The 19098-nt window shown below is 59.1% G+C and carries 16 protein-coding genes and 1 pseudogene; 7 read left to right on the top strand and 10 right to left on the bottom strand.

Features of this window, described 5'->3' with window-relative positions; all coding sequences use genetic code 11:
* A pseudogene (locus QK296_RS23505) lies at positions 1 to 611 on the top strand (alpha/beta hydrolase); the annotation flags it as partial.
* Complete coding sequence (locus QK296_RS23500) at positions 599 to 1831, top strand: T6SS immunity protein Tli4 family protein (RefSeq protein ID WP_282391368.1); 1233 nt, start codon at positions 599 to 601, stop codon at positions 1829 to 1831. The pseudogene QK296_RS23505 and the gene QK296_RS23500, both read left to right, overlap by 13 nt.
* A 32-nt stretch (positions 1832 to 1863) precedes the next feature.
* Here the strand turns inward: QK296_RS23500 and QK296_RS23495 are convergent, their stop codons facing one another.
* Positions 1864 to 2967: a sugar diacid recognition domain-containing protein gene (locus QK296_RS23495; RefSeq protein ID WP_057711317.1), complete on the bottom strand. Its 1104-nt coding sequence runs from the start codon at positions 2965 to 2967 to the stop codon at positions 1864 to 1866.
* A gap of 157 nt (positions 2968 to 3124) precedes the next feature.
* Here QK296_RS23495 and QK296_RS23490 point away from each other — a divergent pair, with 157 nt between their 5' ends.
* On the top strand, positions 3125 to 4435 hold the full coding sequence (locus tag QK296_RS23490) for an MFS transporter (protein ID WP_057711319.1): 1311 nt from the start codon (positions 3125 to 3127) through the stop codon (positions 4433 to 4435).
* A gap of 107 nt (positions 4436 to 4542) precedes the next feature.
* On the opposite strand, the gene QK296_RS23485 is transcribed toward QK296_RS23490, so the two are convergent.
* A complete protein-coding gene (locus QK296_RS23485) occupies positions 4543 to 5376 on the bottom strand; it encodes a hypothetical protein (RefSeq protein WP_034135024.1) in 834 nt (277 codons plus the stop codon).
* Positions 5377 to 5647: 271 nt separating this feature from the next.
* On the opposite strand from QK296_RS23485, the gene QK296_RS23480 reads away from it, so the two are divergent.
* Positions 5648 to 6514, top strand: a complete 867-nt coding sequence (locus QK296_RS23480; RefSeq protein WP_034135025.1) for a hypothetical protein — start codon at positions 5648 to 5650, stop codon at positions 6512 to 6514.
* A gap of 25 nt (positions 6515 to 6539) precedes the next feature.
* Here the strand turns inward: QK296_RS23480 and QK296_RS23475 are convergent, their stop codons facing one another.
* Positions 6540 to 7244: an SDR family oxidoreductase gene (locus QK296_RS23475; RefSeq protein WP_282391361.1), complete on the bottom strand. Its 705-nt coding sequence runs from the start codon at positions 7242 to 7244 to the stop codon at positions 6540 to 6542.
* A gap of 102 nt (positions 7245 to 7346) precedes the next feature.
* Here QK296_RS23475 and QK296_RS23470 point away from each other — a divergent pair, with 102 nt between their 5' ends.
* The 3 genes from QK296_RS23470 (at position 7347) to rarD (ending at position 10260) form a co-directional block, all read left to right on the top strand.
* A complete protein-coding gene (locus tag QK296_RS23470; RefSeq protein ID WP_282391359.1) occupies positions 7347 to 8249 on the top strand; it encodes a LysR family transcriptional regulator in 903 nt (300 codons plus the stop codon).
* An 82-nt stretch (positions 8250 to 8331) separates the two neighbouring features.
* Complete coding sequence (locus QK296_RS23465) at positions 8332 to 9342, top strand: aldo/keto reductase (protein WP_282391357.1); 1011 nt, start codon at positions 8332 to 8334, stop codon at positions 9340 to 9342.
* A 36-nt stretch (positions 9343 to 9378) separates the two neighbouring features.
* Positions 9379 to 10260, top strand: a complete 882-nt coding sequence (gene rarD, locus QK296_RS23460) for an EamA family transporter RarD (RefSeq protein WP_282391355.1) — start codon at positions 9379 to 9381, stop codon at positions 10258 to 10260.
* A gap of 57 nt (positions 10261 to 10317) precedes the next feature.
* Here rarD and QK296_RS23455 read toward each other — a convergent pair whose 3' ends face one another.
* From QK296_RS23455 to QK296_RS23425, 7 genes are all read right to left on the bottom strand, one after another.
* A complete protein-coding gene (locus QK296_RS23455; RefSeq protein WP_282391353.1) occupies positions 10318 to 11547 on the bottom strand; it encodes a DUF6543 domain-containing protein in 1230 nt (409 codons plus the stop codon).
* 164 nt (positions 11548 to 11711) lie between these two features.
* On the bottom strand, positions 11712 to 12788 hold the full coding sequence (gene hppD / locus QK296_RS23450; RefSeq protein WP_003191286.1) for a 4-hydroxyphenylpyruvate dioxygenase: 1077 nt from the start codon (positions 12786 to 12788) through the stop codon (positions 11712 to 11714).
* 433 nt (positions 12789 to 13221) lie between these two features.
* Complete coding sequence (locus QK296_RS23445; RefSeq protein WP_282391350.1) at positions 13222 to 13953, bottom strand: molecular chaperone; 732 nt, start codon at positions 13951 to 13953, stop codon at positions 13222 to 13224.
* A gap of 8 nt (positions 13954 to 13961) precedes the next feature.
* Positions 13962 to 15005, bottom strand: coding sequence for a fimbrial protein (locus tag QK296_RS23440; RefSeq protein ID WP_282391348.1), 1044 nt, complete (start codon positions 15003 to 15005; stop codon positions 13962 to 13964).
* Positions 15002 to 17623, bottom strand: coding sequence for a fimbria/pilus outer membrane usher protein (locus tag QK296_RS23435; RefSeq protein ID WP_282391346.1), 2622 nt, complete (start codon positions 17621 to 17623; stop codon positions 15002 to 15004). Before QK296_RS23435 ends, QK296_RS23440 begins: the two co-directional genes overlap by 4 nt.
* A 2-nt stretch (positions 17624 to 17625) precedes the next feature.
* The gene (locus tag QK296_RS23430) at positions 17626 to 18399 is read right to left on the bottom strand and encodes a fimbria/pilus periplasmic chaperone (RefSeq protein ID WP_120248076.1); all 774 of its coding nucleotides are present in this window, start codon (positions 18397 to 18399) and stop codon (positions 17626 to 17628) included.
* Positions 18400 to 18452: 53 nt separating this feature from the next.
* Positions 18453 to 19013, bottom strand: coding sequence for a fimbrial protein (locus QK296_RS23425; RefSeq protein ID WP_003191294.1), 561 nt, complete (start codon positions 19011 to 19013; stop codon positions 18453 to 18455).
* Positions 19014 to 19098 lie beyond the last annotated feature (85 nt).

Here is a 19098-nt window from a genome sequence, read left to right as displayed (position 1 = left end):
GCTGGTGGGGATTGTTGCGTGAAGAGTGGTTGGCACCGAAGGATGGGGATCCGATCACTTGGGAGACATTTGCGATAAACATAAAGAAAGCGAGCAGCTTCCATCAACGCATTGCAGGGTCATACCACCCTCAAACCTATGTTTACTATGGCAACGACGATAAATATCCCAGCTTCGAAACCATCACCTGGGAGATGCGCCGAGGGTCTCGCCTCAACGGCCCCTATGCATCAAGCCCCGACGCCTTCACGGTGTCCAGCTTGCAAATGCCCGAGGTGCGTGACGACGGGCGAAGCCCCCTGTACGTAGGCGGGCAAGCCGAAAGTGTAATGCCCCCACGCGGTGACCCCAATGCGCCAGTAAAGACCGTACAGACCAGCTATTGGGAACTGCATTGCCGTATGCAGGACGGCGCTGGCGACGGCACCGTACCGGTGAGCTCCGGCCGCGCGCCGATCAGGCAGATCCGCCAGGGTTCTGTCCGCCAGCAAGTGCAAGCCCCAGGGTTCGATCATGAAGCGTCCTACGCCAACCCGCTCACTCAGCAATTCACCCTCTACTCCCTGATCAAGATTGCGGCGAAAGCCAAGAGGCCTCTATGCGCAGGCTGACCGTATTTTTTACATGCCTGCTGCTTGGATCGGTTGCAGGGTGCGCCACCTTCAAACAACCCAGTGAACAGGAGAAACAAACCGTGCACGAATTGACCAGCAACATGCGCACCTGGGCGCTGGGCCGTGGGCTGATAGATTTGCCCGCCAGCTGGACGGGGGGCGGGGATGTGAAGTTGTACTACGGGCTGGGGGCCGATCATGCATCCGTTGAAGTGCGGGTGTTAGGAGAGGGAGTGACGCGAGAGCGGTTTGATGCGGCTGTGTACGAGCGAGCGAGTCGGATTGCTTCCGTAAAAAACTACAATCATTCCGATGTGTCGATGCTGGTATCGGCGAAAGTCGTAACGGCACAACATAGGTTATTGCAGTACTACGAGAGCGTTGAAATTGCAGACTGGTTCGTGCATGAGTCCCATCTGTTGATTGGTGACGTTTACGTCATGCTCCGCGCTGACTCCTTCAATGGTAATACCGCCCCTGTTGAAGATCGTCTGTTAAAACTTTCAAAAGAGATCTTCAAAGTCACCCCTGAAACCGCAGGCGCAGGCTTTGCACTGGACTCCATTGTCATTCGCAGTCATCACGATCAGGAGATCGCTAGTTTCGACTTTAGCCCACCAGCCTCAGATGTCTCGCTGAGTATCTATATCAACGCTTTGTCGCCTGATGATGAAGAACGCTTGCACGTGCGCACTCCCAAAGACGGGCAAATTTTTCTCGCAGGGGATTACGAAAATTTGCGGGCAAGGAAAATTACGTTGGCCGGCATGCAAGCCGAAGAGTCCCTGATCGGCTTCAGCGATGACACTCACCGTCAAATACTCTTTGTGAGCGAAAACTACCGGGACAATCCTTCGCTGGCTCGGCCTGGCATGAGCATCCGTTTGTCGGCGGGTGGCATGAAAGGAGAGCCAGTTGATCCCAACGAACCCGAAGACCTAGTGCGCTGGACCCTTCCCCAATTCGCCAACAAAGGCTACGAACTGCCTCTCTGGCAACGACCCGCGTCACCAGAACCCGTCAACCCTTCCCTCACCGACTACGAAGCCATGGCCGTGTGGGACGCAATCCTCAAATCCGTACGCATCCGCTACGGCTCGGTCGCGCACAAGCCGGACCCCTGGGCCAACATTCGCGGGCCCAGTGCCGAAGAAGCTGCCGAAAGCAAGCGCATCCTCGATGAGTTCATTGCCAGCTTGGAAAAACGTAAGCCGTGACAGGGAGAACAGCTAATAACATCGTGCGAATTTTAGCGTTCGCTCTGGGGCAGCAATTGGACGCCCAGGTACAAGGCAAGCATCCCATCGAGCGTCAGCGGGTCCACGCCGCTGAGTTCAGCGATTCGCTCCATGCGGTAGCGCAGGCTGTTGCGGTGAATGCCCAAGGCGTCGGCACACGCCTGGCTTTGCCCGTCGTGTTCACACCAACTGCGCAACGTGGCGAGCAGTTGCCCGTTGCTGTCCTTGGCCAACACTTTGCGCAACGGGTTGAGCAGTTCGTCCAGGGCGTCGTCGTTGCGATGACGCCACAGCATCACCGGCAGGCGATAACGGTTGAGGGTCAACAGCCGTGATTGCGGCAGGATATCGCGGCCATAAGCGAGCAGATCACCGACCCGGCGGTAACAGCGGCGCAGCCCCGCCAAACCTTCCGCTTGCCCGCCGATGGCCACGCGCAGGACGTTCCAGCCCAGGCCGTCGAGCTTTTCCAACAAGCGGGGATTATCGACCTGCACCGCGGCGGGTCGGCACCACAGCAAGGAAAACTGCGCAGAACTGACGCACCAACTGTCCGGGTAACGGCTGGCGAGCCAGGCGCTCAAAGCCTCCGCCGTTTGGCCGGGGCCCAGTTCAAACAGGTACGGCGTGCGCGCCAGTTGTGGCTTGAGCCCCAGTTGCTGGGCTTCGTCCACCAAACGTGGGGAGTCGCCGCTGTCGGCCAACAGCAGGGCCAGCAGATCATCGCAACGCTGGCGCCGCCATTGTTGCTCGGCTTGCTGGTGGCGTTGGCTGACCAGCATTTCAGCCGTCATGCGCACCAGTTCGGCATAGGTGCGCAGCCCATCCGGCTCGCCGGTGATACCCAGCACGCCGATCAGGCGTTGATCATGCAGCAGCGGCAGGTTAATGCCTGGTAGCACACCCTTGAGATGCTTGGCGGTCTGCCCGTCGATTTCCACCACACGCCCATTGGCCAACACCAATTGCGCGCCTTCATGGCGTGTGTTGATACGCTCCGGCTCGCCGCTGCCCAGGATCAAGCCCTGGCTGTCCATGACATTGACGTTATACGGCAGGATCGCCATGGTGCGATCGACAATCTCCTGCGCCAGGGCATGATCCAGCTCGAACATGGGGCTAATTTCCTGAAAAAGGTTGTTCACCGGCACAGCGCAAAGATGGCTTGACTGTGCGCCAGCACAAAGACAGTTGCCCATCACGTCATCGAGACTGTTGGGGCGGTCAACGTTACCCTCGCACCGCGAAAAATCATAATAAAGAGAGAATCCCATGTCACAGAGCGCCACTGCCGCACTGGCCAGCGATGACGATAAAAACGCCATCTACAAGCGCGTTACCCTGCGCCTGATCCCCTTCATCTTTATCTGCTATCTGTTCAATTACCTTGACCGGGTAAATGTTGGCTTTGCCAAGTTGCAGATGCTCGATGCATTGAAATTCAGTGAAACCGTGTACGGCCTCGGGGCCGGGATTTTCTTTATCGGCTATGTGCTGTGCGGCGTACCGAGCAACCTGGCGCTGACCCGGTTTGGCCCGCGGCGCTGGATCGCGTTGATGATGATCGTGTGGGGTACGCTCTCCACATGCCTGCTGTTTGTAACCACGCCCACGCATTTCTACACCCTGCGCCTGCTCACCGGTGCCGCTGAAGCCGGCTTCTTCCCCGGTGTGGTGTTGTACCTTTCGCAGTGGTTTCCGACCTTCCGCCGTGGGCGGATCATGGCGCTGTTCATGTCGGCGATCCCGGTTTCAGGTTTGCTCGGCAGCCCGTTTTCCGGCTGGATTCTCAATCACTTCGCTGCCGGCCAAGGTGGCCTGGCAGGCTGGCAGTGGATGTTCTTGCTGCAAGGCATCCCCACCGTAATCCTCGGCGCCCTCGCCTACTTCCTGCTCAGTGACAGCTTCGCCAATGCCAAATGGCTCAAGCCCCATGAGCGCGCGGTGCTGGAAGCCGACCAGGCCACTGACCTGGCGAACAAGCCGAAAACCACCAGCGACTCCCTGGCCGAAGTGTTCAAGAACCCGGCGATCTGGGCATTCGGCCTGATCTACTTCTGCATCCAGAGTGGCGTGTATGCGATCAACTTCTGGCTGCCGTCGATCATCAAGAACATGGGCTTCAGCGACAACCTGGTGATTGGCTGGCTCAGCGCGATCCCGTATCTGTTGGCAGCGGTGTTCATGCTGCTGGTGGGCCGCTCCGCCGATTTGCGCAAGGAGCGCCGCTGGCATTTGGTGGTACCGATGTTGATGGGCGCCATTGGCCTGGTGATCGCCGTTAACTTCGCCACTACGCCCGCTATCGCCATTCTCGGCCTGACCATCGCCACCATGGGCGCCCTGACCGGCCTGCCGATGTTCTGGCCGGTGCCCACCGCGATGCTCAGCGCGGGCGCGGCGGCGGGTGGCTTGGCGTTGATCAACTCCATGGGCCAGATGGCGGGTTTTCTCAGCCCGTATATCGTGGGTTTTGTGAAGGATGCCACCGGGTCCACGGATATGGCGTTGTACCTGCTGGCGGCGGTGATTGTGGGTGGGAGTGTGCTGGCGTTGCGGATGACGCGTACGTTGAAAGCATGAGGACTATTTTGCGGTCATAAGGCTTGCCCTCGCCCGCAATCGGCAAGGCGCTCATCCTGATAACCAAGGATGGGCGCCTAAAGGGTCAAGCACGCAGGCATAGCCGACTACGAATGATGGACATCGAAGGAGCCAACAGCGGAAAACTTATTGAGTTCATCGTTGAATTCGCACTCGAAGTTCCCCTTGGCATACCCCGTTTCAGGTACATGCTCTAAAACCACCTGACCACTGCGTGCCTCTAACAAGGCACGTTTTACGAACTGCGTGAACAACACTATTACCGCCGGATCGTCACCCCCCAACTGATAGGTGCCTGGCGGCGTTCCCTTGTTAACCACAATAGACAAAAGATCGTCTTGAGTCGGAATGGGGTCATAGTTATGAATGCGCCCTTTTATAGAATCGGCATCCTTGGGCAGCGGAAACAGGTCCAGATGATTTATCTCGACCGTTGTTGCTTCAAATGTCGGATACGGACGCGCTTCACCCCTAAAGTCCGCGTTGATAAAGCCAGTCCCGTTGCTGACCTCAAACGTGCCACTGGAGACCTCGATTTCATGAGAGGTACCGATTGCTTGTGCTTTGAAATTGAACGTTGCCGCCATCCGGTTATCTTTAAGCGATACCGTGATCTCCCCCGTCTGGGCAACGAAATTAAGCTGCTGCGTATAGAGCGAAATGACGGTGTTATGGCTGCCTATCAAGAAGGTTTGAGGTTTTCCGTCGTCACACAAGTTGCTAGGGACGTTGACGGTGAACACAATCAAACTACCGCCGGTTGAGGGGCGCCCGTAACTGATGAGTGTCCACACATCTTGATCCAGACGTAGTTCTTGGGTGGGATCGCCAACATAATCAAGCGCCAAGTAGCCGTTCAATGTGGCGGTGAAAGTGCCTTTCGACAACGGTAAAATAGGGACATGCAGTGACTGTTTCATGTTAACCAGCCTCGCCAATAAATAAGTTGATAAAAGAGTTTGTGGGAATGTTAGTACCCTGCTGGCTCGGGCGACACTGTCAACTTTGACAGGTATAAAAAATGATTCTCTTATAACAGAGTCCTATAGAAGTTTGCACCATCAGTAAGAGAGGTGCTCCTAGCGACTCTAGTAATCAATAAACGTTTTCTAGCCTGTAATTTCTAACAGTATCCAAACCTTATCCGTGCGCCTAGGCTGAGGGCTCAGTCACGCTTGGAGGGCTATCGAAATGAAAGGCAAAACAGCAGCTACTGAAGGTACTTTTAACGTTACGGTGACAGGCCAACATAACGTCGTTTTCATCGGCGACGCCGACAAGATGGAGCTATACCGTGAGACGAGTGGGTTATGGCATTTGGCTGCGACCCAGCGCTTATCGGACGTACCGAGTGATTTTCTAGGTATCGATATTTTGCTTCCTTCCGATTTACCTACGGACGGAAGTAAACACACCTACTCGTTTGCAGAAGGCGCAACCAGGCTTCATTTCTCTACGTATGAAAACCAGGGAAATCCAACCTATGCCGCCACTGCAGGGAAAATAGAGGTGTCATTCGACGGTACGAATCTAAAGGCCTCTTTTGGGGCGAGCGCCGAATTTGGCAGCCAAAAAATAGAGCTGGTTGACGGCACGGCGGAACTGAGAGGCCTTTCAACTGGCCTGACTGCACAATACCCGGCAACGGGCGAACTGAAAGCGGTGTTCCAGGGTGGCCCATTACCGGATCCAAAGTTTGTCGCAACCGAATTCAGAATTGATAGCTCAGATTTCGGCGGCCACCGCCCTGATCACCGAATGTTTATCGGCGACCATTACGATGACGACCTATCGCGAACTCGAAATATTCTATCCATCGTGATCAATAAGGACACGAAAGGACTGACCCATGTTTTGGCCGGCAACAACAATGTCCGGGTTCAGTTTATGCGCCTAGACACGTACGGTGGGGTGACAGCCCATGCGGGTACGCTGAAACTGAACGAAGAAGTCACCGACGATCATGGCTCGGGGGAGTTTTCCTGCTCCTTTCGAAAAAATGACGGACCTGAGTTTACTGTCGAAGGTACGTTTCGACTGACCAGAGTCCGTCACTGAGCCAATCACCTTGCGGGCGGGGCGTTTACAGCAGTCCCCCGCCATCAATGTCGATGATGCTGCCAGTCAAGAAGCCATTTTCCATTGCCAACACATACCCCGCCGCCACCTCCTGAGCCTGCCCCACCCGCCCAACCGGCAATGCGCCGCCCGCCTTGGCAAACATCGCCATACGCTGCTCTTCTCCAAGCCCTGCATAGGCCGGCGTGTCAATTACCCCGGGGCTGATGACATTGACCCGACGCGGTGCCAGTTCCTTGGCCAACTGTTTGCCCAATGCCTCGGTCGCGGCGTTAATGCCCGTCTTGATGAACTGCCCTGCCGCCAACTTGCGCCCCAGTTGGCCCGAGGTCAGGCTGATGCTGCCCTGTTCATGCAAAAAGGGCAGTGCCTGCTGAATGGCACGTAGTGAGCCCCAGAGCTTCACATCGAAGTTGTCCTGAGCTTCATCCAGGTTGGTTTCACTCAAGGGTTTGGCCTGCACCGAAGGGCCCGAGGTGTAGACCAGATGGTCAAAGCGCCCTACGGTCTCGAACAGCCGCTGCAAGGAGGCGCTGTCAGTGACGTCCACCGGCTCACTGCGCAGGCCGTTGGCGGAGCTTGACGCCAAGCGGCGCCCGGCCACGACCACGTGCGCGCCGCGTGCCAAGGCTGCCTGGGCCACTGCCGCGCCGATGCCACTGCTGCCACCAATGACGATGACGGTTTTACCGCTGAGGGAAGAAGTCATGAGAAAAACTACCTGGGTCAGAAAGTGAGCGTTCATCTTCCCAGCTTGGTAATCGATGAAAAATCCGGGTAAAACGACAAGATCTTTAAAGGATTTTTATCAATGAGCTCGATTCTCGACCTTGAAGTCTTCGTGCGCAGCGCCGACACCGGCAGCCTGACGGCCGCCGCCCGAGGCCTGGGCCTCACGCCAGCGGCGGCCAGTATTGCCCTCAAGCGCCTGGAAACGCGCCTCGGCATCCGCCTGCTCGCCCGCTCCACCCGCAGCATGCGCCTGACTGAAGAAGGCCGGCGTTACCTGGACAGTGTGCGGGTGGCGCTGGAGGCGCTGTCGGAAGGCGAGCACGCCATCAAGCAACAGGGCCAGAGCCTCAGTGGTTTATTGCAGTTGGCCGCGCCCTCGGACTTTGGCCGCAATGTGCTGCTGGGCTGGCTGGACGAGTTCAAGCTGGAGCACCCTGATATCCGCTTGCAACTGTTGCTCAACGACAGCAATGCCGACTTGTTTCGCGACACCGTCGACATTGCCTTGCGCTTTGGCGTGCCGAGGGACTCCAGCCTCGTGGCCCTGCCGGTGGTACCCGATCACCATCGCATTGCCTGCGCCAGCCCTGAGTACCTGGCGCGCCACGGCACACCGCTTGAGCCCGAAGACTTGGCCCACCACAGCACGCTGCGCTATATGCGCCGGGGCCAGGCCAATAGCACCTGGTATTTCCGCCAGGGGGCGTTGCTTCAAGAAGTCGAGGTGAGCGGTGACTACCTCAGCGATGACGGCGAGATTGTCCGCCGCTGGGCGTTGGCGGGGCATGGCATTGCTTATAAAGCTAACCTGGACGTGGCCCGTGATATTCAGGCCGGACGGCTGGTGCCCCTGCTACCCGAGTGGCAAGGCGAACCCACGCCGTTCAACCTGATGTGCCCCCACCGCCTGCAAGTGTCGGAACGCGTGAAAGTGCTGCACCGTTTTTTACAGGCGCGCTGCGTGACTTTGCTACGCAAATGAAGAAATGCGTCCAGGGCTTGTTCCAGAGCGCTCGGGTCTGGTATTGCATCACTTACATTTTGCCTGCCATGAGGAGCTTTGCATGATTTACCGCACATTGGGCCACTCCGGGTTGAAGGTCAGCGCTCTGACCCTCGGCACCATGATGTTTGGCGAACAGACCAGCACCGAAGATTCGCTGCGCATCATCGACAAGGCCTGGGACCAGGGCATCAATTTCATCGACACCGCTGACGTGTACACAGGCGGGCGCTCCGAGGAAATCGTCGGTGAGGCGATTGCACGCAACCGCCACGATTGGGTGGTGGCCTCCAAAGTCGGCTTCGGCCCTGCCGATGGCGTGCCCAACCGCAGCGGTTTGAGCCGCAAGCGTATGTTCACTGCGCTGGACGCCAGCCTGGCACGGCTGGACACCGAGTACCTGGACATCTACTACCTGCACCGCGAAGACCACGACACGCCGTTGGAGGTCACCGTGTCCGCCATCGGTGACTTGATCCGCGAAGGCAAGGTTCGCTATTGGGGCCTGTCCAATTACCGGGGTTGGCGCATCGCTGAAGTGATTCGCGTGGCTGAACGCCTGGGGGTTGATAAACCCATCATCAGCCAACCGTTGTACAACATCGTCAATCGCCAGGCCGAGGTGGAACAGATCACCGCTGCAGCGGCTTATGGGCTGGGCGTGGTGCCTTACAGCCCGCTGGCCCGAGGGGTGCTCAGCGGTAAGTACGCACCGGACGTCACGCCTGAACCCGGCAGCCGTGCCGCGCGCCAGGACAAGCGCATCCTGGAAACCGAGTGGCGGGTTGAATCACTGCGCATTGCCCAGCAGATCCAGCAATACACCCAAGGGCGTGGCGTAGGGATCGTCGAGTTCGCAATCGCCTGGGTGCTGAACAATGCGGCGGTGAGCTCGGCGATCGTCGGGCCACGGACCGAGGCGCAGTGGGACGCCTACACCGGGGCGCTGGCGGTGCAGATCAGCGCCGAAGACGAGGCGTTCATTGATTCGTTGGTCACGCCGGGGCATTCGTCCTCGCCGGGGTTCAACGATGTCGGGCATTTTGTATCCGGTCGATTGGCACGCCTGTAGACTGCCGACGAAATAATCGGCTTTCGCGAGGACAGCGTGTCTAAAGGTGTGGTGTTATCGGTTTTGGCCTCGGTGTTGTTTGCGGTGATGTATTACTTCACATCGCTGCTTACCCCCCTGAGTGGCCTGGAAATTTTCGGCTGGCGCATGTTGCTCACCGTGCCCTGCATGACGGTGTTCATGATTGTCAGCGGTGAGTGGCGCAGGGTGTGGGAACTGCTGCGCAGGCTGGCGGCTAAGCCACGGCTGATTGGCGGCGTGCTGGTGTCTTCTGCCCTGCTCGGCGTGCAGTTGTGGCTGTTCATGTGGGCGCCGCTCAATGGGCGCAGCCTGGACGTGTCGGTGGGGTATTTCCTGCTGCCGTTGACCATGGTGCTCACCGGGCGCCTGGTCTACGGCGAGCGTCTGTCACGGCTGCAACAGATCGCCGTGGTGTTGGCGGCGCTTGGCGTGTTGAACGAGCTGTATCAGGCCGGAGGTTTTTCCTGGGCAACACTGGTGGTGATCATCGGCTACCCGGTGTACTTCGTGGTGCGTAAGTACCTGAGCACCGACCATCTGGGTGGGCTGTGGCTGGATATGGCGTTGATGCTGCCGGTGGCCTGGTGGTTTGTACAAAGCGGCGAACAAGGCTTTGCCGTGCTGGATGGGCACCCAAAGCTCTATGCATTGATTCCCATGCTGGGCCTTATCAGTGCCTCGGCGCTGGTGAGCTATATCATTGCCAGTCGCTTGCTGGCGTTCAGCCTGTTCGGGCTGCTGAGCTACGTGGAGCCGGTGCTGTTGCTGGCGGTGGCGTTGCTATTGGGTGAAGGCATCGAGGGTGGGCAATGGCTGACCTATATCCCGATCTGGCTGGCGGTGATGGTGCTGGTGTATGAGGGGTTCAAGCACTTGGTGCGTCAGCGCCGGGCTTGATGGGCGGCTTAGCGTGAATGTCGGTTGCGGGGTTTCCCTACCCCTCTGTCGATTGAGTCAGGTCCTGACTTCGGTCGTCGGCACTTCAGGTGTGCCGGCGACTTGTTCAATGACGTTGGCTGTATTTTCCAACCCGTCTCGCCACGCACCGTAATAGGGAATGTTGCTTTGGATTTGGCTGCCTGTGCTTTCCAGATGGGCATCCATCTCGGCCTGATCGACTCCAAACAGCTTGCCGATACGATTGTCGCGGTTCAATTCAAGCAACGTTCCTTTAACGGGGTCTTTCACGATGGTTTCGATGGAGTGGGCCACATCGTCAGGAACACCCAGCGCTTTCAGCGCGGTGGCAAGGCCATGCCCAGGGCTTCTGAGTTGCTTCAGGAATTCGTCGTAAAGACCGTTTAGATTATTGGCACCCACATTGTCCAGGGCGGTACGGGCTATTTTTTTGCCGAACTCCTTTTCGGTCATGGGTTCAAGCGGTTTATTTTCGGTCAACCCGTTTTGAACGAAATAATATCTGAACTCCTTGTCGTCCTTTTTTTTCCCCGCGCCTTGTAAATTTCCATAAGCGTCGTAGCTATAGACTATGGCTTCCCCATCTGCCCGGTGCCCGACATAAAACGCCTTGCCATCTGGTTCAAGTTTATAGAGCTTGGTTCGCACCAGCCCGTCGACCGGAGCGGGCGGCACCGAAGCATCTTTGTTCAACCGTTCGAAAATATCACCCTTCTCGTCGCCAAAGCTGCCCACTACTGCATTGATGTCGCCATCAGCGAACTCGCCGAACTTCTTGTTAACCCGATCCTCCTGCTTCGGCGCTTTATCACTGGAAAAATGCTGGGTAAATCGCTTGCGCTCGGCCGGGTCGTTGGCTACATCCTTGAGCCAGGCAGTCATCTCCTCTTCATTTTTGAACTCATGAAACGAGGTCACGTCATCCTCCGGCATATACAGGACGAGATTAGGCCCCTCTTCCGTAGGCGGCACCCGCTTGATCACCATCATGTCGTTGGACTGAGCGCCATCAACGGCAAATGTCGAAACCTGTACCTTTGGACTTCCCGGTTTGTTGGGTGACACAGCTGCCTTCGTCAGTTGATACCCCTCGGCGCTGAATGTGCCGCCCAAGTATTCGGTTTCACCGTCATCGAGAAACTTTTTACGCGCCTGATCGACCGGGTCTGCATGGCCGGTTGAACGAACATTGCGCACAGGCCCAGCCTGCTCCGTTGATATAGATGGGCCGATCGGGTGTTGAGGGGTAGGAGAATTTACATTCATAAGAGAGCCTCTTCATGGTTCAGACGCAGGCTTTTCCTGCGTCCTGCCCTCTATGTGATATGTGAAGAAACATCTGTTCCTATTTCACCGCCGTTCAATTGCGACAGAACGCAACGCACACGAAAAAGCCCGGTAAAAACCGGGCTTTTTCGTTATCCAGTCAATCAGTCGGCGGTCAAGACACCACGACGCACCTGGTCACGTTCGATCGACTCGAACAGCGCCTTGAAGTTGCCCTCGCCAAACCCATCGTCGCCTTTGCGCTGGATGAATTCGAAGAACACTGGGCCCATCAGGGTTTCCGAGAAGATCTGCAGCAGTAGACGCTTGTCACCGGCAACCGACGAGCCATCCAGCAGAATGCCGCGCGATTGCAACTGGTCCACCGGCTCACCGTGGTTCGGCAGGCGGCCTTCAAGCATTTCGTAGTAAGTGTCGGGCGGCGCGGTCATGAAGCGCATGCCGATCTTCTTCAGCGCGTCCCAGGTCTGGATCAGGTCGTCGGTGAGGAACGCGACGTGCTGGATGCCCTCGCCGTTGAATTGCATCAGGAACTCTTCGATCTGCCCGGCGCCCTTGGACGACTCTTCGTTCAAGGGAATACGGATCTTGCCATCCGGCGCGCTCATGGCCTTGGAGGTCAGGCCGGTGTATTCGCCCTTGATATCGAAGTACCGCGCTTCGCGGAAGTTGAATAGCTTCTCGTAGAAGTTGGCCCAATAAATCATGCGCCCGCGATAGACGTTGTGGGTCAGGTGGTCGATGACCTTGAGGCCCGCGCCTACCGGGTTGCGATCAACGCCTTCGAGGTACACGAAGTCGATGTCGTAGATCGAGTTGCCTTCGCCGAAACGGTCAATCAGGTACAACGGCGAACCGCCAATGCCTTTGATTGCCGGCAGGTTCAATTCCATCGGGCCGGTGTCGATGTGGATCGGCTGGGCCCCCAGCTCCAGGGCACGTTTGTAGGCCTGTTGCGAGTCCTTGACGCGGAACGCCATGCCGCACACCGACGGGCCGTGCTCGGCCGCGAAATAGGAAGCGAGGCTGTCGGGTTCGTTGTTGAGGATCAGGTTGATCTCGCCCTGGCGATACAGGTGCACGTTCTTGGAGCGATGGGTCGCCACTTTGGTGAAGCCCATGATCTCGAAGATCGGCTCCAGGGTGCCTGGGGTGGGCGCGGCAAATTCGATGAATTCAAAGCCCATCAGGCCCATTGGGTTTGCGAGTTGGTCGGTCATGTTCGGTGCCTCATCATTCTTGTAGGTAGCAATTGATTAGTTGCGAGCAAGGATGAGGCTGGAGGGTGGCGCACAAGAGAGGCCTCGCACGCTGCGGGCGAGGAAGTCACCAAAGATGAGGGGGGAGCCAAGTAGCTTCATGGTGTCATCAGTCTCTGACGGCCGAGGCTTGCGTGAGCGCAAGTCCATATTCTTGTATGCGTAAACTGATTCTACACAGCGTAACCAGGTTTGTCCGTACTCTTATCAAATCCCCATTGCCCTGCCCGGCGCAAGGGGTTTGTTGCACAGGTAGATACCCAGCAGGATGATTGCGCCGCCCAGTAACATCGGCATGCATATCGGTTCTGTGATGCTGGATCGGCGTCAGTCTTCCCCGGCTGCCCTGGCATTCATCGCGCTGGCACAAGGGCTGTACCCCTCGCCTACTTAGTTACCGGCCTATGCGCTGCGTGCTCTCATGCGTCGCGCCATAGTCATCCAATGTGGTGAAGCGCAGCGTCGGCGTACCTCGCCACGGTACAACCCAACCCGGCATGATCAACTCGGCCGTTGAGCGCGGTGCCAGCATCGGTGGGTTTTCATGGCGGTATTCGACGCCCTCAAGGTTGAGTGCCACGCTGGAAAAGGTCACATGAAAGGCACTCGGGTTGCGCACCCGCAGCACCGGGCGGTCGTCTGCCAGTTGCCATTGCAGCGCCGCCACGGCATCTTCCGCCCTGCCAGGCAACGCATTGGGGCGCAGGAACAGTTTGATGCGCGTGCGAAACGCCAGTTGCAGTTGATGGCTTGCCGCGTCAGTAGGCCGTATCCCTAGCACATTCAGCCAATACACCACTTCCTGAGGATCGGTCATGGCTTTTCTGGGTACCGGGTGATAAATCACCCGCAACGCTTGAGCCTTGCCGGGGTCCATTCGCAGAATCGGTGGTGTGACAGTAAAGGGTACGTCACTCAATTCCGGCGCCATCTGGGGGTCGCCTTCATCGATCCATACCTGTACCAGCCGTGGGCTGTCCGCCTCGTTGCGCAGGGTGAGGGTTACCACCCGTGCCGCGGCCGGGTAAATAAGCCGGGTGCGATCAATGACGATTTCCGCTTGCACCATCGCCATAGATGCCGCCAGTGCCAGACCGGACACGCAGGTCAATAAGACTCGGATCATCACGCCGACTACCGATAGGCCAAAGTAAAGGTCGCCAGCCCGTTGGCCGTGCCCGGGCGGACGGTGGCGCCGGTTTGTATGTAGCGCGCGGTCAAGGGAATCTGGAAGGTGCCGTTGCCGGTGCTGCCTGCCAACCATTGATTCGGCGTGCCGATAGCGACGGCGTCGGCGCCGTAGCTGATCAGGTGGTTGCCAAACAGCAGTTGCAGCGCCACGCCCTTGGCGGTGGAGTTGGCGGTCAATGTCAGTTGGTCACTGCGATTGGCCGGTTGGGCCTGGTCGGTCAAGGTCAACAGCACATCGCTCTCAGCGCCCCCGCCACCAGCGCATTGCAAGGTGATGGTGCGGGTGGCATTGCCGGCCACGCTGCCAATGCCCTTGAACGCCCTGCTCTCCACCGCCCCCAGCGGGATCGCCACGGAGGGCGTCGAGACCGTGCAGGTGGGTTTACTCGGCGGGCCGACTTCGACACTGCCGAAGTTGAACGCGTGGTGCGTGTCGCTGGTGTACAGGTACAAGCCCGCGAAGGTACGCGGCGTAATGGTGCCGCCCTGGATCGGGCCGGTTACCACGAAGAACAAGCGGCCGCGCAAGCCCCACGTAGGCAAACCGGGATGGATCGGTCCGCGCAGCACCGTGACTCCGGTGGTTACGGTTTGCATCGGCCCCACGTCACGGTCCCGCGCCATAAACGCAAACCCGACGCCTTGCACGCCGGTCAGATGAACCGGCATGACGACCCCTGAGTGGAAGAAGTTACGTCCTGTCCAGGGAATCTCCCGTGCAATCCGCGTGGACGACCAATAGCGAACAATAAGGTTGGGCGGATATGTGCACCTCAACCCGTGCGCTACCTCGACGGGGTAGCCACCCGGGTTGCCCAGGGCCTGGCCGACCACAGGATTGGCGGGCACCGTAATGCGCGGCACCGACAGCACCGTCGGCGGCGCGGGCGTACACGTCGCCTTGGCCTGGGCATGGGGCGCGCTGGCGAGGGCGATGCAGGTCACCATTACAAGCCCTGCCAAACGTTGCGTACCGGGGCTGATCATCGGCTGCTGACCTCATTGTTGGCGGTGTTAGCGTGGCACCGGCTGACCAGTTGGTCGGCATTTTCCTGGCGGTGCCCCGGTGGCCGCGGTGGCAGACGGTATGGGATATAGCAGCGGTCACTTGCCGCCTCGGTCCAACGCACGGTCAGCGTGCCCTGGTCGGCCACGCCGCGCACAAACGCCTTGCCGGCTTGCCCAATCACCCCGACTTCCCTGCCCTGCTCGTCGAACACCTGAGCGGCAAAAGGCAGCGGCTGACCGTTGCGATGGGTCGCCTTGATCACCACCGCACGGCCACTGACGGTCTCGAACTTGACCAGCGACACTGCGCCCCCTGTCGGTACCACCGAGTGATTCGATTCCTTGAGCTCCACATCCATGGGCATGCCTTCGGGGTCGATATCCACGTCATTGGGATGGTAGGCCCGCAAGCTCGGCAACACGCCATAGCCGTGTGAGTCGATGCGTACACCCCCACCGATCTGCGCGCCCTGGGCATCCGGTGCATACACCAGTGCCGACGCTTCACCGAGGCTTTGCGAGAGGGTCACGCCACCGCCATGGGCAATCAGCCCGCCGTCGGCGCCCATGGACACTTGTGCGTTGTTGCCACTCTGGCCGTAACCTGCGCGCAGGTTGGCCGTGCTGCTGCGATACCCGGCGTAGGCATTTAGGCTGGAACCTGCCTGGCTCCCCGTGCCCTGGCTGCCGGCCAGGCCGTAGTGCCCCTCTGACGCCTCGCCGAGCAAGCCATTGATGCCCACTTGCTGTTGACTGCCCTTTGATTCGCCGGTGTCGCGCGACAAAGCGCTGCTCAGGGTCGGCGCCGACGTGCCCTGGCCCAGCGGCATCGACAGGGTCAGCGCCAGACGATTATCGACGCGACCGGGTTGCAACGCGCGGCCGAAAAAGATCGCGTCACTGTGGTCACGATCGCTGGGTGGGTCGGCGTCGCTGACCCTTGAGCGCTGCGCCGAAATGTTCCAGTTGAGCTGCTTCCAGCGTGATCCATAGCTGAGGGTGAAGGATGTCTGGCGACCTTGCCGGCTCGCCCAGTAGTCAACAGAACTGCCGTACAGGCTCAAGGTGCCTTCCCCCAGGTGCTGGCTGATCGTCAGGTCGAGACGGCTTTTCTGGCGGGCATAGCCCTCGATGTTCCCATGCTGGCGGGCCAGCTCCTGCACATTCAAAGCATCCGGCAGGCTCAGATAGCCGGCCGTGGAGAAGCGGTAGGCGCCCAGCGCAAAATGGGTTCCGGAAAATGGCAGGTTTTTGTTGTAGGCCAGGCCCCAACTGTGTCCGCCAACCACCCCGTTGCCCTCAACGCGGGTGCGCGAGTGCGTGGTGTCCAGGGCAAACGCGCCGATGGGCGTACTCATCGCCAGCCCGGCCTTGCCCTGCAAGTATCCCCGGGAGACCGCGCTGCCGCCGTACAGGCTCAAGCCATCGGTAAGGCCATGCTGCAAGGTGCCCTGAAACACCATGGGGCTGGTCTTGCTGACCCCGCGTTGCTGCACTTGGCCCAACGTGGTGCTGTAGTGAGTGGCGCCCTGGCGCAATAATTGTGGGGCCACGGAATACGGCACGACAAAGGTGGTGCGGCGCCCGTCCACCTCGGTGACGCTGACATTAAGGTCACCACCGTAGCCCGTGGGATAGAGGTCGTCGATGACAAAAGGCCCCGGGGCAACCTGGGTTTCGTAGATCGTGTAGCCGTTCTGGCGCACCGTTACCGTGGCGTTGCTGTCGGCGATGCCGTGTATCTGCGGTGCATAGCCTTGTTGCGACGGCACCAGCATGCGGTCATCGGTCGACAGGGTAATCCCCCGCACCCGCACGCCGTCGAGGACCTGGCCGTTACTGAAGCTGTCGCCAAGGGTCAGTTGCGAACGCCAGGCCGACAAGGGCCGTTGCAGGTACGTGGCGGTGTGTTGATAAGGCAACAGACCGCCACGGGAAGTCCAGGCCTGGCCGCCTTGGTGGCGCAGGCGCCAGTCGCCGAGGTTGACGCCGCCGTTGAGGCCCAGGTAACCCCGACCTTCCCCCGCCCCCGAAGTCACCGCTGCGGCGCTGAAGGTGTAATTGAGCAGCGCAACGTCGAGCCCCTTGTCCCAACGGGCCGGGTCAACGTAACCGCGCGCGGCTCGGCTGAGGTAAGCCTGCGGGATATTGACGTCGAGCGTCAGGGTCTCAATGTCGAGCTGGCTGCTGGCCAGGGGGATCCATTGGGTAAATTCACGGCACTGCGTGTCGGCGCTGCGTTCGTCAGGTGGCAGCACGACTCCGAGTTGGGCAAGTTCCAGGGCGCTCACGCAAGGCTGGACGTTGTCCTTGTCATCACGCGAGACAAAGCTGATTTCACGGCGCCCCGCGGATTGCCCATTGAGGAATACATCCACACGATAGACGCCAGGCGCCAATGCATTGCCCGTATTGAAACGCGAAATATCCACCGCCGTGGACAAGCCGGTGGTAAACGCCTCGATATCAAACAATAGCGCCGCGGCTTCGGCCGGCAGGCATAAGGTCGTGAACACACCCAGCGACACCATCAGCCGCGAGTTGCACAACAGCCAGGCAAACACGGGATGCCCCGTAAATGGCAGGTAAACAGACATAATCAAAACTTCAGGGGGGCTCGCTGCGGCGCGGAGAATGCGCCGTAATCATTGATGTATTTGAAATGCACCTGGGCGTCAGCGGGGATCGTCGGCAGGGTGCCGCGTACAGGCAGTTCAAGGCTGGCACCTGGCGGCACCATGCCTTCTTGTACCGGTATCAGGTGGGCGTCAGGCCGAGGGCCCAGCGCCAGTGCCACCTCGTTGAAGGTCACGTGAAAGGCCGTAGGGTTGTGTACGCGCAGTACGGCTGCGCGCTCGGTGCGCCTCAGACTCCAGCGCAGTTGCGCGGGGGCCTGGTCTGCACTGCCAGGCAAATGACGGGGGCGAAAAAACACTTTGGTGCGGATACGAAAAGCAAACTGCAGATGATTCCCTTCAGGGGCTTGTTCACCGAGTTCGGCCGCACTGATTTTCGGGGGGACCTCCAAGGCATTAAGCCAGAACAAGGACTCTCGATCTGGCGGCAACGGATCCTGGGTGTAGACCAGCCGCACACCCTGGCTTCTCCCTGGATCCAGGCGAAACACTGGGGGCGAGAGGCTGAACGGCACGTCGCTATGGGAGGGATCTGGAGTGGCATCGCCTTGATCCAGCCACACCTGGACCAGGCGCGGTGCCCGTTTATCGTCGTTGCTCAGGCGCAGGGTGATTTCACGGCGCTGCTGGGGGTAGATGTGCCGTGTGCCATCGATCACCACTCCCGCGTGGGCCGTGGACGGTAAGCCGGCGATGACAGCAAAGGTAAGGCTCGCCAGTAATGTGCGAAAAAGCATGCGTCCTTCCTTCAAGGCAGGGCCTGGCAGGTCGCCAGGCCCACTGGCCTTGATCAGGGGAATGTCACGGAATACAGCACTTGCGTGCTGATCGGGCCGGCGGTCGCTGCCCCCGTGGCGAAGTACTGAGCTGCAAATGGCAGCGTCACCGCGCCGCCGTCAGGCACTGTCGAGGTACTCGAAGTCAGGCCCAGCCGCAGATCCAGGGGCTGGTTGGTGACGCCGTCTACAATCTGTACTTCCACGAACTTTGCCGGTTCGGGTGTGGCTGGCGCCTGATTGACCAGGTTACCGGTCGCCGGGTTGATGGCCGGGCTGCTGCTCTCGAATAACACCGCGACCACCGTATCCTTCGGGCAACTGCCGACTTGGATAAAGAACGGCTTTACCCCCGCCGTCTGCCCGGCAGCCTTGAGTGCGCTGGCCTGGACCTTGTGCAGCGCAATGGCAAAGTCCGGCCCGGCGCCAGGCGCAGCGCCTGCCCCGCCACTGATGCTGCAGGTGGTGCCAGTGATCTCACCGGTCAGGGTGATAGTGCCGTCCGCCGCGAACGCCGGTAGAGCGACAACGCTGTTAGCCATCAACAAGGCAACGGCCAGTGCGATTTTTTTCATTGCTGCAAATTCCTGTGGAGTCGTTAAAAGGCTGCAAGGCGGCTTCCGACATTCGAAAGGCACGCGCCGACCGGCCCGCCAAAAT

It is taken from the genome of Pseudomonas sp. AL10 (assembly GCF_029960685.1).
GTDB lineage: Bacteria > Pseudomonadota > Gammaproteobacteria > Pseudomonadales > Pseudomonadaceae > Aquipseudomonas > Aquipseudomonas lactis.
This window is presented reverse-complemented; position numbering and strand designations above follow the sequence as displayed.